We start from the raw sequence: 15,489 nt of genomic DNA on the forward strand, positions 1-15,489 counted from the left end.
CAATGGGACGTCATGCCGCCGCGGCTCTTCACACACGGTTGCACCCGATACTGGCTAAACAACGGCATCCGCGATAAACAAACAGCCCGCAATGCGCGTGCCACGGGCCGCGGGAAGAAGGCGCCGCGTGGCGCCAAAATGGGTACTCCAGAAAGTCCAGATGGACCTCGACCATTACGTCCAGCCCATCATCGAGTACGTCCGTCTGCATCAGGCCTGGGCCGCGCCGATCGTATTCGCGCTGTGCTTTGCCGAGTCGCTGGCTTTCATCTCGTTGCTGATTCCGGCCTGGGGCGTGCTGGTCGCGCTCGGCGCACTGATCAGCGCCAGCGGACTGAATTTCTGGCCGATCCTGGTGGCGGGTGCGGTCGGCGCGGCCCTTGGCGACTGGCTGTCCTATTGGGTCGGGCTCAAGCTCGAAGGCCGCGTCTACCACATGTGGCCGCTGTCGCAGCACCCGAACCTGATCCCGGCGGGCGAAGACTTCATCAAGAAGTGGGGCGCGGCCGCGATCTTCATCGCGCGCTTCTCCGGCCCGCTGCGCGCCTCGGTGCCGATCGTCGCCGGCGTGTTCGCGATGCCGTACTGGCGGTTTCAGATCGCCAATTTCAGTTCGGCGTTCATCTGGGCCGCGGTGCTTTTGTCGCTCGGCGATGTGACGTCGATGATGGTGAAGTGGGTCGTCGACAAGATCGGCTAGGTTCCTCCATCGTCATCCGGACACGCGCTGGCGCGCGATCCGGAATGACATTCGAATAATTTGGCAGCTAAAAAAATTCTGCCGGGGACGAGCCCCGGCAGAGCCGTATGGTTTTTTGCACTCGGAATTACTTCAGTGCGGTAAGCCCGGCCTGCGAGATCGTGTCATCCTGCGATCCGGTGCCGCCGCTGACGCCGATCGCGCCGATGATCTTGCCGCCGACCACGATCGGGTTGCCGCCGCGCGAGGCGATCACGTCGTCGAGCGTCGGCAGATAGGCGAAGAACGCACCCTTGCCGACCAGCCGCTCGAACACCACCGTCGGGCGGCGATAGCGTGCCGCGGTGCGCGCCTTGTGCTGCGAGATCGAAATCGAAGCGTATTGGCAATTGTCGTGCTTCTCGAAATAGACAAGGTCGCCCGTTGGGCCGACCACCGCGATGCACATGCCGCTCCAGTTGCGCTTTACCGTTTCGGCGACTGCCGCAGCGGCGACCTTCTTGGCGTCCTCCAGCGCGATCGGCGCGCCATAGGGCGTCGGATTCATGGCGTCCGGCACCGCTTCGTTCGGATTGTTCGGGTCAGGCGGCACCTGGGCAAACGCGCCCGAACTCATCACGAGCGCAACGCCGATTGCGCCAGCCAGCACACACAAACTACGCATCACGACCTCCCCATAGTTGATTGATTTGCCTGCAAGGCAGTCCGCGACCTTTTGCGGCGCGAGACGGGCCGAAGCTTATCACTTCCGAACCGCGGCACTAGCGGTCTAACATGCGGGCATAACCGGACAGGGCGGGGCTGGCGGAGCTGGATTGAAGGGCAATCCGAACCGGCGATCGCAACAATGCCGGGCAGAGGGAGGCATACAATGACGAAATTGACACGGCGCCATGTGCTTGCAGCCACCGCAGCGTTCGGCGCCAGCGCCGCCGCGGTGGGCATGCCGTCGACCGCGCGCGCGGCAGCGCCTGTTGCCGGCAAGCAGGTCGCAGGCTTTTATCGCTACAAGGTCGGCGACATCGAGGTGACGGTGGTCACCGACGGCGCCAACCGGCTGCCGGTGACCGATGCTTTCGTCACCAACGTCAAGAAGGAAGAGGTCAACGCTGCGCTTGCCGCCGCCTTCATGGAGCCGGGCTTCTTCATCGGCCCCTACAATCCGGTCGTGATCAACACCGGATCGAAACTCGCGCTGGTCGACACCGGTACGAGCGAGGCAGCGTTCGTTTCGAGCAAGGGCGCAACCGGTCAGCTGATGACCAATCTCGCCGCGGCCGGCATCGATGCCAACGCGATCGACACCGTGATCATCTCGCATTACCACGGCGATCACATCAACGGCCTGCTCAAGGCCGACAAGTCGCTGGCATTTCCGAACGCCGAGATCCTGGTGCCGGCCAACGAGCACCAGTACTACATGGACGATGGCAACATGAGCCGCGCACCCAAGGGCCGGATCGAAGACGTATTCAAGAACGTGCGGCGGGTGATCTCGGGTGACGTGCTGAAGCGGCTGCGCACCTACGAATGGGACAAGGAGGTGATTCCGGGTGTGCACGCGGTCGGCACGCCGGGGCATACGCCCGGCCACACCTCGCATGTGGTGTCGTCGGGCGCGGCGAAGGTCTATGTGCAAGCCGACGTCACGCACGCGCCGTATCTGTTCGCGCGCAATCCCGGCTGGCATGCGTTCTACGACCAGGATCCCGTGATGGCAGAGGCGACGCGGCGCAAGGTCTACGACATGCTGGTCGCCGAGAAGATGCTGGTGCAGGGCTTCCACTATCCGTTCCCGAGCGTGGCCCATGTCGAGAAGAGCGGCACCGGCTATCGGGAAATTCCGGTGCTCTGGAACACCGCGCTCTGAAGTGCGCTTGCAACTGAAACCGGGGCCGCCCATGTTGGCGGCCTTCGTTTTTAGGAGAATGGGTAATGGCCTCTGAAGTGCATCGTTACAAGATCGGCGACATTGAGGTTACGGTTCTGTCGGATGGTTTCCGGCAGGTACCGGTGAACGACAAGTATCTCGTCAATGCGAGTCCTGAGGAACTGGCCAAGGCGCTCGCCGCCGCGGGGCAGCCGACCGACAAGATGAAGAACACCTATTCGCCGATTGTGCTCACGACCGGCGGCAAGAAGGTGCTGTTCGACACCGGTAACGGCGAGGCCGCCTCCATCGAGAGCAAAGGCGAGCGCGGCACGCTCAATGCCAATCTGCAAGCCGCCGGCATCGAGCGGAGCGCGATCGACGTGGTGGTGATCTCGCATTTCCACGCCGACCACGTGAACGGCCTGTTGATGCCCGACAACGCGCCGGCGTTTCCGAACGCCGAGATCAAGGTGCCGGAGGTCGAGTGGAAATTCTGGATGGACGACGGCGAGATGAGCCGCGCCTCCAAAGGGCGCATGACCGAGCTGTTCCAGAACAACCGCCGGGTGTTCGACACCTTGAAGCGCAAGGTCACGCCTTACGCCTGGGACAAGGAGGTGGTGCCCGGCGTCACCGCGGTCGGCACGCCCGGCCACAGCATCGGCCACACGTCGTTTATCGTCACGTCGGGCGGCAAGACCGTCTATGTGCAGTCCGACGTCTGCAACAACTACGCGGTGTTCGCGCCGTATCCGGACTGGCACGGCTTCTTCGACCAGGACCCGCCCAAGGCCGCAGCGACCCGCAAGCGCGTCTACGACATGCTCGCGGCCGAGAAGCTGCCGGTGCAGGCCTATCATTTCCCGTTCCCGGCGCTGGCCCGGATCGAGAAGAACGGCAGCGGGTACAAGCCGAGCTTTATGAATTCGATCTAGCGGGGGATGGCGTAACTCTCTCCCCACATGTCCCGGACGCCGTGCGGCGCGAAGTGCCGCACTGCTGATCCGGGACCGTTACGCACACCGCCTTTGGAACGGTCCCGGGTCTGCGTCGCATCACTTCACTGCGTTCGTGCTGCGCCGCGCCTGGGACACGCCGCTGCAGCGCCGGGTGCATCGTTGCTCAATCAATCTTGATGCCGACCGATTTGATCACCGAGCTCCACTTGGCGATTTCCGATTTCAGGAGCTTGCCGAGCGCTTCGGGCGAAGAACCTTCGGCGACGTAGCCGTTCTTGGCGAGTCTGTCCTTGATCTCCGCATCGGCAAGTGCCGCCGTGGTGTCGGCGCTGATCTTGCGGATGATCGGAGGCGGCGACTTTGCTGGCACGAACAGCGCCTGCCATGCCGTCACGTCGTAGCCCGGCACGCCGGACTCGGCGATGGTCGGCACATCCGGCGCGGCCGCATCCCGTTTGGATCCGGTCGTGCCCAGCACGTGAACCTGTCCCGATCGCGCATAGGACAGCAACGAGCCGCTGCCGAAATAGCAGTCCACACGACCCGGCAGAAGATCGGCGAATGCCGGCGACGCTCCGCGATAGGGAATGTGTGTCATCTGGATGCCGGCCATTTGCAGGAACAGCATCTCGGCCAGGAACGGCGCGCTGCCGGTGCCGGGCGACGCGATCGTCAGCTTGCCGGAGCGGGATCGCGCGTAGTCTATGAACTCCCTCATCGAATGCGCGGGAGAAGAGTTCGGCACGAAGACGAAATAGGCCAGCTCCGTGACCAACGAGACCGGAGCAAAATCCGCGACCGGATCGTAGCTCAGCGAGCGGTAGAGGCTGGTGTTTACGGCGAGCGACGCCGTGGCGAACAACACCGTGTAGCCGTCGGGCTCGGCGTTCGCGACGTACTCGTTGCCGATATTGGTGCCGGCGCCGCCCTTATTCTCGACGACGACTTGCTGGCCCCACATCTTCGAAAGCTTTTCACCAAGCATGCGTGCGACGATGTCGGTCGGCCCGCCGGCGGCGACAGGCACGATGAAGCGTACCGGCTTGTTCGGATAGTCGGTGCTTCCGGCGCGGCCGCGCCGCACGAGGACACTCGGCGCAACAACCTGCGCGGCAGACAGCGCAATCAAGCGGCGACGGGTCAGCATTGGCAGCCCTCGCGATCTCGATTTTGGTATTTTACTCCCCGGCCAGAACCGGCCCGATGGGCAAAAAGGTCGCGCCCGCCGCCGGTTCTGCCGGCTGCCGGTCTTGCGCGGAGGGAACCGAGCCGCTATATCGCCGCCCGATGACCCTGACCGTGACCATCAACCGTCCGCGCCGCCGCCGTCACACGATTTCGGCGTGCGCCTGATATTGTCTGCGCCGCCGGATCAGGGCCCGCGGCGTCTTTCCTGAAAATCTCCGCGGTACTGGCCTCGATCCGGCGGTCCTTGAACGACCGAATAAAGGATTGAGACCATGGCTGCGAATGACACTGCGAAAGCCAAAGTCGGCGTGCTTGGCGCGTCGGGCTACACCGGCGCCGAGCTGGTGCGGCTGCTGCTGCGCCATCCGAAGGTCGAGCTCGTGCTGCTCACCGCCGACCGCAAGGCCGGGCGGGAGATGGCCTCGGTGTTTCCGCAGTTCGCGCCGTTCAAGCTGCCGACGCTGGTGTCGATCGAGAGCATCGACTGGGCCAAGGCCGGCCTCGATCTGGCGTTCTGCGCGCTGCCGCACGCCACCACCCAGAAGGTACTGAAGGAGCTTCTCGCCAAGGCGCCGAACACCAAGGTGGTCGACCTCTCGGCCGACTTCCGGCTCCACGACACCAAAGCCTATGCGAAGTGGTACGGCCACGAGCACCATGCGCCGGAGCTGCAGAAGGAGGCGGTGTACGGTCTGGTCGAGATCCACCGCGAAGCCATCAAGAAGGCGCGGCTTGTCGCCAATCCGGGCTGCTACACGAGCTGCGCCCAGCTCGCGGTGACGCCGCTGCTCAAGGCCAAGCAGATCGTGCCGGACGAGATCGTGATCGACGCCAAGTCCGGCATGACCGGGGCGGGGCGATCCGCGAAAGAGGAGATGCTGTTCTCCGAGGTGTCGGAGGGCTTCAACGCCTATGGCGTCGGCCATCACCGGCATATGGCCGAGCTCGACCAGGAGTTCTCGCTCGCCGCCGGCCGCGAGGTGATCCCGACCTTCACGCCGCATCTGCTGCCGATGAATCGCGGTATCCTGTCGACGATCTATTTGCGTTGTGTGCCAGGGGCTTCGGTCGAGGACCTTCATGCGACGCTGTTAAAGTTTTACGCGAGCGAGCCGTTCGTTCATGTGCTTCCGTTCGGCCAGACGCCGCACACAAGGCATGTGCGCGGCTCCAACATGACCTTCATCGGGGTCGCAAAAGACCGGGTGCCCGGGCGCGCGATTGTCGTCTCGGTGCTCGACAACCTGGTGAAGGGCGCCTCCGGTCAGGCGGTGCAAAATATGAACCTGGTGCTCGGCTATCCTGAGCAAATGGGCATCGAGCAGATCGCGTTGTTTCCGTAGAGGTCCGCATGAAGACGCTTTGCCTGATGGCGTGCGCGGTATTCATGGCCTTGGCCGCCACATCGGTCAGGGCCGGCGACTTCTCGGTGATCCGCTTCAAGGACGGCTCGTGCCAAATCTGGGAAAAGGCGGACGGCCCGCCGCCGCGGCGGCACGGTGGATACGTCAGGCTCGAGCGCAACTTCGTCACCTGGGCCGAGGCGTTGGCGTCGATGAACGGGCTGCACACCCAGGGTCAGTGCGGCTCGATCGGCTCGCTTCAGCGCCCGAGCTTTTCGCTGTTCCCGCGATAGCGTCCGGCGGCGGCAATCCGCCGCCGGACAGAACCATCAGCCCGCCCCAAGAATCTCCTTCACCAGAATGATCTGTGCGACCCAGCCGCCGGTGAAGGCCAGCGTGCGAAGGAGCGGGATGCCGGCGGTGTACACCACCACGTGCGCAAGCCTGCACCAGAAATAGAACGCGCAGGCGAACGCGGTCGCGCCGGTGTGAATGTTCAACTCGTGCGTGACCAGCACCAGCGGTACGAACACCACCAGATTTTCCACCGCGTTGGTGTGCGCGGCGATCATCCGCTCTGCCCAGGCCGATTGCGGCTTGTCGTTGGGCGACGGATTGGCGGTGGCGCCGGCAACGCCGCGAACCATAATGCGGTCGAGAATGTAGGGCACCCAAAGGATGGCCGTCATCGCGGCCGTCAGAGTCAGCCAGTACAGTTCCTTGGACATGGTTTTCTCCCCGGCGGCGCTGTTGCTGTGCTTGATGTGGGACAGCCTGTTCGCCGCCGGGATCGATGATAGCGCCAGCGTCTGCCGACTGGTTTGGCCGTCCGTGCCAACGCACAAAAGACTTCGTGAAGGAAAAACCGGCGGTTCGCGCCGTCCCGGCGGCGAGGTATATTGTCCGCGCCGGTTATTCGGCGTGTTTGAAGAGGGGCTTATTATGAAAAAGCTGAGCTTGATTGCGTGTGTTGCTTTCGCGGCGTTCGCGGCCACGTCGGCCAAGGCCGACGTCACAGTGGTCCGCTGGAACAGCGGCATGTGCCAGATCTGGGACAATGCGGCAGGCCCGCCGCCGTGGCCGACGGGAGAATTTGTCATGGTCGCGGGCGGCTTTCCCGACTGGGGCGCGGCCACGGCTGGGATGAACGGACTCTACGCCGCGGGCAAGTGCGGCTGGGCCGCGGTGGCTCCGGCTCCTCAACCGGTGTTCGCTCCGCCGCCTCCACAGCCGGTGCTGGCTCCGCCGCCGCTGCTGATCCCGCCCGCTCCGGAGCCCTGGGTTCTGCCTCCGCCGCCCTGGGCTGTTCCCCAGCGCTGAACGGCGCGCTTGAAAGCAAGACGCCGGCGGACGACCGCCGGCGTTTTTTGTTGAGGCGCCGTCGTGTTAGGCGATGCCAAGCAGGCGCAGCGTGTTGCCGCCCGCCACCAACTGCTGCTCGGCGGGGGCCAGTCCCGCATGCGCCAGCGCCTTGGCAAGACGATCCGGCACGGATTTCTCCTCGACGATCGGCCAGTCGGTGCCCATCAGCACGTGATCGGCGCCGAGCAGATCGACCGAGGCCCGCACCAGCGCCGGATGCAATCCCATGGTGTCGATGTAGACGTGGCGGCGGACGAGCGCGGGCGCGTCGCTTCGGATGTTCGCGCCGTCGCCGAAGCCGGCCGCCAGCATCAGGGCGCCGTAGGCGAGCGTGGTGACCACCATGTGCAGCTTGGGCGCCTCGTCGAAGGCGCCGCCTTCCAGCATGTTGATCAGCGCCGCGCCGTTGATGGTGCCGCGCGCATAGCGGAGCCCGATCCGGCCGGTGCGGGAGAATCGTTTGTGCAGCTGCGGATCGGTCTGCGGGTGCACGAACACCGGCACGCCGAGATCGGCGGCCGCCTTCAGCGTGGGGCGCGTCTCCTTGTCGCCGAGCAACAAATCCTTTTTGGCGCTTTCGACGAACACGCCGCGGAGCCCCAGTTCCTTCACCGCGCGCGTCAGCTCGCGCGCCGCGTCGTCGCCCGAGAAGGGATCGACGGTCGCGAGACCATAGAGCTTGCCCTTGTGCTTGGCGCAGGTCTCGGCGATCTGATCGTTGATCCGGCGCGTGGCGTCGGGCGGCGGATTGCCGTCGGCGTTCTCGAGAAAAGCCGTCGGCGAGTTGATGACGCGGGCCGCGATTCCCGCCGTTTCGATCGAGGCGAGCAGGGCGCTCTCGCTCTGCATGTTGGCGTTGATCTTCTCCTGCGTGGCCCTCGCTGCGGCAGGCATTCGTTCGAGATTGGTCAGGGACCAACTTGGACTGATGAAGTGGTTGTGGAAGTCGACGATCTTCAAGGGGGCTGCGCTTTGTGCGGTTGCGGTCGAAGGCGCAGCGATCGCTCCCGCCGCCACGCCCGCACTCAACGTGCCGAGAAACTCGCGCCGTGAAGACTCGCTGTCGGTCGCCATTGTCGCCCTCCCGTTGCGGCCCGCTTTGCGCGGGCGTGCCACGGGCGAAGTCTACCCTCACTTGGATTCAGGGCTCTACATTGCGATGGGTATCAAGAAGTAGTATTTATTGCTACCAATGCAGGAGATGCCTTATGGCCAATGTCGAGAAGCTGAGCGTCGCACTGACCACCGAGCAGGTCGCATCGCTTAAGGCGGCCGTGGACTCAGGCGAATACGCCACCACCAGCGAGATCATCCGCGAAGCGGTGCGGGATTGGCAGTTCAAGCGCGAACTGCGCCAGGAGGACATCAACCGCTTGCGTGAGCTATGGGATGCCGGGAAAGCTAGCGGCAATGCCGGCGAACTCGACATGAAAACGTTGCGCGGCGAAGCCCGAGCGCGGTTGAAGGGCGCGAAGAAAGCCGCTGGCAATGCCGATTAGGCTGACCTGGTCTGTCCAGGCACATGATGACCTTCTTGATGTCTACGTGCTGATCGGGCTCGATCAGCCCGCCGCTGCCGAGCGTTACTTCGATCGCATTGAAGCCAAGGTGAAGCTCTTGCAATCGCAGCCGCGTATGGGAGTGCGGCGTACCGACATCCGTGAATCGATGCGGATGCTGGTCGAATACCCTTATCTGATCTTATACGCGACTGCCCCGGACACGGATGAAGGTCCAATCCACGCGGTCGAGATCGTGCGGATCGTCGACGGTCGGCGGGAGCTCACTCACCTTTTCGCTTAGACTGGCTCCCCAATCTCATGACCTCACCCGCACATACCGCCCCGGCGCGTCCTCGATCGGCGTCAGCACGCCGCCACCGGGCTCGCGCGGTGGCACCTCGTCGGCGCTGTGCGATTTGATCCATTCGATCCAGTCCGGCCACCACGAGCCTGGATGCTCTTTGGCTTTCTTCATCCAGTTTTCGAGCGAGCCGGTGCCAGCCTTGCCGCCGGTCCAGTACTGGTATTTCACCTTGTTGGGGTTCGGCGGATTGACCACGCCGGCGATGTGTCCCGAGCCTGACAGCACGAATTTCACCGGGCCGCCGAAGAACTTCGAGCCGAGAAACGCCGACTTCGCCGGTGCGATATGGTCCTCGCGGGTGGCCAGGTTGTAGAGCGGCACCTTCACCTGGCCGAGGTCGATTTTCACGTTGGCGATGCTCATCCGCCCTTTGGACAGCGCGTTGTTCAGATAGCACTGCCGTAGATAGAACGAGTGATTGGCGGCCGGCATCCGCGTCGCGTCGGAATTCCAGTACAGCAGATCGAACGGCATCGGCATCTTGCCGCGCAGGTAGTTGTTGACGACGTACGGCCAGATCAGGTCGTTGGAGCGCAGCATGTTGAAGGCGTTCGCCATCTTCTTGCCTTCGAGATAGCCGCGCTCGGCCATCCGCCGCTCCAGCACTTCGAGCTGCGCCTCGTCGACGAACACCTTGAGATCGCCCGCGTGCGTGAAGTCGACCTGAGCGGCGAACAGCGTTGCGGACGCCGCGCGCTGGTCGTTCGTCGCCGCCATGTAGGCGAGCGTGATCGAAAGCAGCGTGCCGCCGACGCAATAGCCGATGGTGTGAGCCTGGTGCTCGCCAGTGACCTGCTCGATCACATCGAATGCGGCGAGCGGCCCAAGCCGCATGTAGTCCTCGAAACCCATCTTGGCGTGGCGCTCGTCCGGATTGACCCAGGAGATCACGAACACCGTGAGCCCGCGATCGACGCACCATTTGATGAAGGATTTTTCCGGGTTCAGATCGAGAACGTAGAATTTATTGATCCACGGCGGCACGATGAGCAGCGGCGTCTTCAGCACCGTCGGCGTCGACGGCTGATACTGAATGAGCTGCATCAGCTTGTTCTCGAAGATCACCTTGCCGGGCGTGACCCCGAGATTTTTCCCGACCGCGAACTTCTCGGCATCCGACTGGCGGATCTTCAGGTCGCCGCCGCCGGCCGCAATGTCCTCGGCCAGCATGCTCATGCCGCGTGCGAGGTTCTCGGCGTTGGCGGAAACGGTTTCGCGAAGGAGCTCCGGATTGGTCAGAAGGAAGTTCGAAGGCGACAGCGCGTTGGTGAGTTGCCGGATGTAGAACTCCGCCTTCTGGCGGGTGTGCGGATCGAGGCCCTTGGCGTCATCGACCAGGCTCTGCGCCCATTGGGTCGAAAGCAGGTAGGCCTGCTTGATGAAGTCGAAGAACTGGTTCGTCGACCACTCGGGATCGTTGAAGCGTTTGTCGCCGGGCTCGGGCTTTGCCACCGGCGCGCTTTCTTCGCCGGTGAGGCGCCTGGCCGCCGCGCCCCAGAGTTCGAGATAGCCGCGGCCGAGCCGCGCCTGCAGCTCGACGGCGCGGGCAGGGTCCTTCAGCCAATATTCCAGCACCTCGCCGAGCGTCTTGACCAGGTCGGCGATCTCGTCGGACGGGCCGGTCTCGGCCTTGCCCTCTTCGCGCGGCTTGAGGTAGGCGGCGAGCGCCTTGCCGCCGTTCTCGACCATCCGGGCCAGGTTCTTGGAAAACGCCTCCACGTCGACCGAATTGAGCTTCGTCGCTCCGGCCACCGCATTTGAGGTCGTATTCTGGTTCATCGTCATCGCCGCCCGAGGAGCTTAACCGACGCATCCTAACCGGTATTAGTATGCAAGGTTCATACGAGCGGCCATGTGACCGGTCGCCGGTATGCGAGCTGTGCCCCCGCAATCCTTGCTTTGGACATATTGCCCGTCTACCGGATTCCCAGGTCAGACAGTTGAATTTACACCTATTTCACTGTTCGCCCCCAATGGTCGGGGAGTGTTGAGTCGGGACCTTCGGGGTCGAGGATTGATGAGACGGCTTCACGCCGCATCGCAGCAGAAGACTGGGTTGAGGAGGTGGCCGTTGCTGGCGGCCGCCGCAGGCCTTGCTTTGGGCCTTGCGCTGTCCGGTTGCGGGTCGATTTCCGAGAAGTTCGCGGAAACGGCGTCGCAGGCGCCGCAGATTGGCCTGCCGGGCAATGCACCGGCCCGGCCGACGCAGATGGCCTATCCGGCCGTGCACGATGTTCCGCCGCCGCGGACCGCCACGGTGCTCACCGACGTCGAGCAGCAGAAGCTCGAAAGCGATCTGCTGGCGGCCCGCAAGCAGCAGCAGATCGCCGCAGGGGTGCCGGTCTATAAGCCCGAGGACGCCAAGCCGGCCGGCAAGAATGCTGCCAAAAACACCGGCAAGAATGCTGCGAAGAACACCGCCAAGAGCAGTGGCGATAAAAACCAGCCCAATCAGGATCAAGCCAGCGCGCCCGCCCCAATTTCGTCCGCGAGCAGCCGCACGATCTACTAGGTTCGGTCCGAACCGTGTTACAAGTCCCGGCGAGCGATAACGCTCGCAAGTTACGCCAGCAAACCAGCAAATCCGATCCAGAGATCGAGCGATGGAAGAATTTTACCGCATCAAGCGCCTGCCGCCCTACGTGTTCGAGACGGTCAATCGCGCCAAGGCGGCCGCCCGCAATGCCGGTGCGGACATCGTCGATCTCGGCATGGGCAATCCGGACCTGCCGGCGCCGCAGCACGTCCTCGACAAGCTGAAGGAGACACTCGGCAAGCCGCGCACCGACCGCTATTCGTCATCCAAGGGTATTCCCGGGCTGCGCCGGGCTCAGGCCGCTTATTACGCGCGCCGCTTCGGCGTGAAGCTCAATCCCGACACCCAGATCGTCACCACGCTGGGCTCGAAAGAGGGCTTCGCCAATGTGGCGCAGGCCATCACGGCGCCGGGCGATGTCGTGCTGGTGCCGGACCCGAGCTATCCGATCCACGCCTTCGGCTTCCTGATGGCGGGCGGCGTGGTCCGCTCGGTGCCGTCGGACCCGACGCCGAGCTTCTTCTCGACGCTCGAGCGCGCCATCACACACTCGATCCCGAAACCCATCGCCGTGGTGGTGTGCTACCCGTCGAATCCGACCGCGCATGTGGCCGATCTCGACTTCTACAAGGAGCTGGTGCCGTTCGCGAAGAAGCACGGTATCTACATCCTGTCCGACCTCGCTTACGCTGAGGTCTATTTCGAAAACAATCCGCCGCCGTCGGTGCTGCAGGTCAACGGCGCGATGGATGTCTGCGTCGAGTTCACCTCGATGTCGAAGACCTATTCGATGGCCGGCTGGCGCATGGGCTTCGCGGTCGGCAACGAGCGCATCATCTCGGCGCTGACGCGGGTGAAGTCCTACCTCGACTACGGCGCATTCACGCCAGTGCAGGTGGCGGCGACCGCTGCACTGAACGGTCCGGACGACTGCATCAAGGAGATGCGCGACACCTATAAGCGTCGCCGCGACGTCCTGGTCGAAAGCTTCGGCCGGGCCGGCTGGGACGTGCCGCCGCCGAAGGCCTCGATGTTCGCCTGGTCGCCCATCCCGGAGCCGTTCCGCGAGCTTGGCAGCGTGGAGTTTTCCAAGCTGCTGGTCGAAAAGGCCGAGGTCGCGGTGGCGCCCGGCACGGGCTTCGGCGAGCGCGGCGAGGGCTTCGTGCGCATTGCGGTCGTCGAAAACGAACAGCGCATCCGCCAGGCCGCCCGCAACATCCGGCGTTTCCTTGAAACAGCGCCGGAAAAGCTCCATAACGTCGTCCCTCTCGCCACGCGGCGCTAAATGCCGCTTTAAACGAAGCGGACGCACAGTTTCCCCATGGCTTCCCCGCTCAAAGTGGGCATCGCCGGTCTCGGCACGGTCGGCGCCTCTGTGGTGCGCCTGATCGATGAGCAGCGCCAGCAGCTGGCGCTGCGTTCCGGCCGGCCGATCGAAGTGGTCGCGGTTTCGGCGCGCAGCCGGAACAAGGATCGCGGCATCGACATGAAGCGGCTGCGCTGGGTCGCCGATCCGGTGAAGCTTGCCACCGATCCCGGTATCGATGCGTTCGTCGAGCTGATCGGCGGAGAGGGCGGCGCGGCGCGCGCCGCGGTCACTGCGGCGCTGAAGGCCGGCAAGCCCGTGGTCACCGCCAACAAGGCGCTGCTCGCGCGCCATGGCATCGAGCTTGCCGAGCTTGCCGAAAAACATGGCGTCGCGCTGAACTTCGAGGCGGCGGCGGCCGGCGCAATCCCGATCGTGAAGACCTTGCGGGAGGGGCTTGCCGGCAATTCGGTGCAGCGCGTCTACGGCATCCTCAACGGCACTTGCAATTACATGCTGACGCGCATGGAGCGCGAGAAGCTGTCGTTCGACGAGTGCCTGAAGGAGGCGCAGCGGCTCGGCTACGCCGAGGCCGATCCGTCGTTCGACATCGAAGGCCATGACACCGCGCAGAAGCTTGCGATCCTTGCAAGCCTCACCTTCGGTACCCGCGTCGATCCCGAAGCGATTTACGTCGAGGGCATCACCTCGATTACCACGGCCGACCTCGAAGCCGCCGACCAGCTCGGCTACCGCATCAAGCTTCTCGGTGTTGCGGTGAAGACCGACAAGGGCATCGAGCAGCGCGTTCATCCGACCTTCGTGCCGAAGGATTCAGCGATTGCCCAGGTGATGGGCGTGACCAACGCGGTGACGATCGATGCCGATGGCATCGCGCCGATCACGCTGGTGGGGCCGGGCGCGGGCGGCATGGCGACAGCCTCCGCGGTGGTCGCCGATATCGCCGACATCGCCCGGGGCGTGCGCGTAGCGCCGTTCGGCCGGCCGCAGGCCAAGCTTGCGGCGACCAAGAAGGCGCCGATGCAGCGTCACGAGGGCGGCTACTACATCCGCATGATCGCGGTCGACAAGCCCGGAACCGCCGCGACCATCGCCAAGCGGCTCGCCCAGCACAACATCTCGATGGAATCCATCGTGCAGCGGCATTCCGGTCCGCTCGGGGGCGCCGAAAAGCCGCAAGGTCCGGTCCCCGTCATATTGATCACATACGCCACCACCGAAGATGCGGTGCGCAAGGCACTTGCCGCGGTGCAGCGCGATAAGGTTATTTCAGGCCGGCCGCAATTGATCCGCATCGAAAAGAATTGATGCTCGGACAAACAAGGAGACCGCCATGACATCCTCGATCACCGTCGCGCAGCACCTTTTGCTCGAGCGCGTTCTGACGATCGAGATTGTGCGCGTGACGGAGCGCGCGGCGGTTTCAGCTGCGCGGCTGCGCGGCCACGGCAAGAGCAAGGCCTCCGATCAGGCCGCGGTCGATGCCATGCGCCGTGAGCTCAACAAGCTGCCGATCGACGGGACCGTGGTGATCGGCGAGGGCGAGATGGATGAAGCGCCGATGCTGTTCATCGGCGAGAAGGTCGGCAACAAGAGCGGCCCCAAGGTCGACATCGCGGTCGATCCGTTGGAAGGCACCACGCTCTGCGCCAAGAACATGCCGGGCGCGATCGCGACGCTCGCCATGGCCGACGCCGGCACGCTGCTGCACGCGCCCGACTGTTACATGCAGAAGATCGCGATCGGTCCGGGCTATCCGAAGGGCACCGTCGATCTCGACGCGCCGACCGAAGAGAACATCCTCAATCTCGCCAAGGCCAAGGGCGTGAAGCCCTCGGAGATCACCGCGATCCTGCTCGACCGGCCGCGGCACGGCGACATGATCGAAGCCATTCGCAAGGTCGGCGGCGCGGTGGCATTGATCTCCGACGGTGACGTGGCAGGCGTCATCCACTGCGCCGAGCCCAAGACCGGCATCGACATCTATTTCGGCAGCGGCGGCGCGCCGGAGGGTGTGCTGGCCGCGGCAGCGCTGCGCTGCATCGGCGGTCAGATGCAGACCCGCCTGGTGATCGACACCGAGGAGCTGCGCGAGCGCACGCTGAAGATGGGCATCAAGGACGCGAAGAAGAAGTACGAAATCGAGGACATGGTGAAGGGCGACTGCCTGTTCGCGGCAACCGGCGTCACCACCGGCCCGATGCTCGGCGGCGTCAAGTTCGGCAAGCACTTCATCGAGACCGACACCGTGGTGATGCGCTCCGTCACCGGCACGGTGCGTCGCATCACCGCCGAACACCGGCAGTTCGAGAAATTCCACCTCGACTGATCGGAA

Annotated in this window: 17 protein-coding genes; 12 read left to right on the forward strand and 5 right to left on the reverse strand. The window is 64.1% G+C overall.

The window, feature by feature from the left end:
* Nucleotides 1–160: 160 nt before the first annotated feature.
* Nucleotides 161–700, forward strand: a complete 540-nt coding sequence (locus RHPLAN_RS17685) for a DedA family protein (RefSeq protein ID WP_068020350.1) — start codon at nucleotides 161–163, stop codon at nucleotides 698–700.
* 127 nt (nucleotides 701–827) lie between these two features.
* Here the strand turns inward: RHPLAN_RS17685 and RHPLAN_RS17690 are convergent, their stop codons facing one another.
* Nucleotides 828–1,364, reverse strand: coding sequence for a GlcG/HbpS family heme-binding protein (locus RHPLAN_RS17690; protein WP_157100324.1), 537 nt, complete (start codon nucleotides 1,362–1,364; stop codon nucleotides 828–830).
* A 207-nt stretch (nucleotides 1,365–1,571) separates the two neighbouring features.
* Here RHPLAN_RS17690 and RHPLAN_RS17695 point away from each other — a divergent pair, with 207 nt between their 5' ends.
* Both RHPLAN_RS17695 and RHPLAN_RS17700 read left to right on the forward strand, forming a co-directional pair.
* On the forward strand, nucleotides 1,572–2,570 hold the full coding sequence (locus tag RHPLAN_RS17695; RefSeq protein ID WP_068020352.1) for an MBL fold metallo-hydrolase: 999 nt from the start codon (nucleotides 1,572–1,574) through the stop codon (nucleotides 2,568–2,570).
* 65 nt (nucleotides 2,571–2,635) lie between these two features.
* Nucleotides 2,636–3,508 carry an MBL fold metallo-hydrolase gene (locus RHPLAN_RS17700; RefSeq protein WP_068020354.1) on the forward strand — a complete coding sequence of 291 codons (873 nt, stop codon included), beginning with the start codon at nucleotides 2,636–2,638 and terminating at the stop codon, nucleotides 3,506–3,508.
* A 187-nt stretch (nucleotides 3,509–3,695) separates the two neighbouring features.
* Here RHPLAN_RS17700 and RHPLAN_RS17705 read toward each other — a convergent pair whose 3' ends face one another.
* A complete protein-coding gene (locus RHPLAN_RS17705) occupies nucleotides 3,696–4,679 on the reverse strand; it encodes a Bug family tripartite tricarboxylate transporter substrate binding protein (protein WP_068020358.1) in 984 nt (327 codons plus the stop codon).
* A 313-nt stretch (nucleotides 4,680–4,992) separates the two neighbouring features.
* Here RHPLAN_RS17705 and argC point away from each other — a divergent pair, with 313 nt between their 5' ends.
* A complete protein-coding gene (gene argC, locus RHPLAN_RS17710) occupies nucleotides 4,993–6,063 on the forward strand; it encodes an N-acetyl-gamma-glutamyl-phosphate reductase (protein WP_068020360.1) in 1,071 nt (356 codons plus the stop codon).
* A gap of 8 nt (nucleotides 6,064–6,071) precedes the next feature.
* Complete coding sequence (locus RHPLAN_RS17715; protein WP_068020362.1) at nucleotides 6,072–6,356, forward strand: hypothetical protein; 285 nt, start codon at nucleotides 6,072–6,074, stop codon at nucleotides 6,354–6,356.
* Nucleotides 6,357–6,392: 36 nt separating this feature from the next.
* Here the strand turns inward: RHPLAN_RS17715 and RHPLAN_RS17720 are convergent, their stop codons facing one another.
* A complete protein-coding gene (locus tag RHPLAN_RS17720) occupies nucleotides 6,393–6,791 on the reverse strand; it encodes an MAPEG family protein (RefSeq protein WP_068031418.1) in 399 nt (132 codons plus the stop codon).
* Nucleotides 6,792–7,005: 214 nt separating this feature from the next.
* Between RHPLAN_RS17720 and RHPLAN_RS17725 the strand changes: the two genes are divergently transcribed.
* Nucleotides 7,006–7,383 (forward strand): hypothetical protein, encoded by a 378-nt coding sequence (locus RHPLAN_RS17725; RefSeq protein ID WP_068020364.1) that lies wholly within the window; start codon nucleotides 7,006–7,008, stop codon nucleotides 7,381–7,383.
* A gap of 66 nt (nucleotides 7,384–7,449) precedes the next feature.
* On the opposite strand, the gene RHPLAN_RS17730 is transcribed toward RHPLAN_RS17725, so the two are convergent.
* The gene (locus RHPLAN_RS17730) at nucleotides 7,450–8,499 is read right to left on the reverse strand and encodes an amidohydrolase family protein (protein ID WP_084245101.1); all 1,050 of its coding nucleotides are present in this window, start codon (nucleotides 8,497–8,499) and stop codon (nucleotides 7,450–7,452) included.
* A gap of 134 nt (nucleotides 8,500–8,633) precedes the next feature.
* On the opposite strand from RHPLAN_RS17730, the gene RHPLAN_RS17740 reads away from it, so the two are divergent.
* On the forward strand, nucleotides 8,634–8,924 hold the full coding sequence (locus tag RHPLAN_RS17740) for a ribbon-helix-helix domain-containing protein (RefSeq protein ID WP_068020369.1): 291 nt from the start codon (nucleotides 8,634–8,636) through the stop codon (nucleotides 8,922–8,924).
* Nucleotides 8,914–9,228, forward strand: coding sequence for a type II toxin-antitoxin system RelE/ParE family toxin (locus tag RHPLAN_RS17745; RefSeq protein WP_068020371.1), 315 nt, complete (start codon nucleotides 8,914–8,916; stop codon nucleotides 9,226–9,228). Before RHPLAN_RS17740 ends, RHPLAN_RS17745 begins: the two co-directional genes overlap by 11 nt.
* A 15-nt stretch (nucleotides 9,229–9,243) precedes the next feature.
* Here the strand turns inward: RHPLAN_RS17745 and phaC are convergent, their stop codons facing one another.
* Nucleotides 9,244–11,070 carry a class I poly(R)-hydroxyalkanoic acid synthase gene (gene phaC, locus RHPLAN_RS17750; RefSeq protein ID WP_157100325.1) on the reverse strand — a complete coding sequence of 609 codons (1,827 nt, stop codon included), beginning with the start codon at nucleotides 11,068–11,070 and terminating at the stop codon, nucleotides 9,244–9,246.
* Between the two features lie 238 nt (nucleotides 11,071–11,308).
* Between phaC and RHPLAN_RS40145 the strand changes: the two genes are divergently transcribed.
* The 4 genes from RHPLAN_RS40145 to glpX all read left to right on the forward strand — a co-directional run bounded on the left by RHPLAN_RS40145 (nucleotide 11,309) and on the right by glpX (nucleotide 15,483).
* Nucleotides 11,309–11,803 (forward strand): hypothetical protein, encoded by a 495-nt coding sequence (locus RHPLAN_RS40145; RefSeq protein WP_198165017.1) that lies wholly within the window; start codon nucleotides 11,309–11,311, stop codon nucleotides 11,801–11,803.
* Nucleotides 11,804–11,894: 91 nt separating this feature from the next.
* Nucleotides 11,895–13,112 (forward strand): LL-diaminopimelate aminotransferase, encoded by a 1,218-nt coding sequence (locus RHPLAN_RS17760; RefSeq protein ID WP_068020374.1) that lies wholly within the window; start codon nucleotides 11,895–11,897, stop codon nucleotides 13,110–13,112.
* A 36-nt stretch (nucleotides 13,113–13,148) separates the two neighbouring features.
* On the forward strand, nucleotides 13,149–14,462 hold the full coding sequence (locus tag RHPLAN_RS17765) for a homoserine dehydrogenase (RefSeq protein ID WP_068020375.1): 1,314 nt from the start codon (nucleotides 13,149–13,151) through the stop codon (nucleotides 14,460–14,462).
* A 25-nt stretch (nucleotides 14,463–14,487) separates the two neighbouring features.
* Nucleotides 14,488–15,483, forward strand: a complete 996-nt coding sequence (gene glpX, locus RHPLAN_RS17770; protein WP_068020376.1) for a class II fructose-bisphosphatase — start codon at nucleotides 14,488–14,490, stop codon at nucleotides 15,481–15,483.
* Nucleotides 15,484–15,489: the final 6 nt, after the last annotated feature.

The organism is Rhodoplanes sp. Z2-YC6860 (genome assembly GCF_001579845.1).
Classification (GTDB): domain Bacteria; phylum Pseudomonadota; class Alphaproteobacteria; order Rhizobiales; family Xanthobacteraceae; genus Z2-YC6860.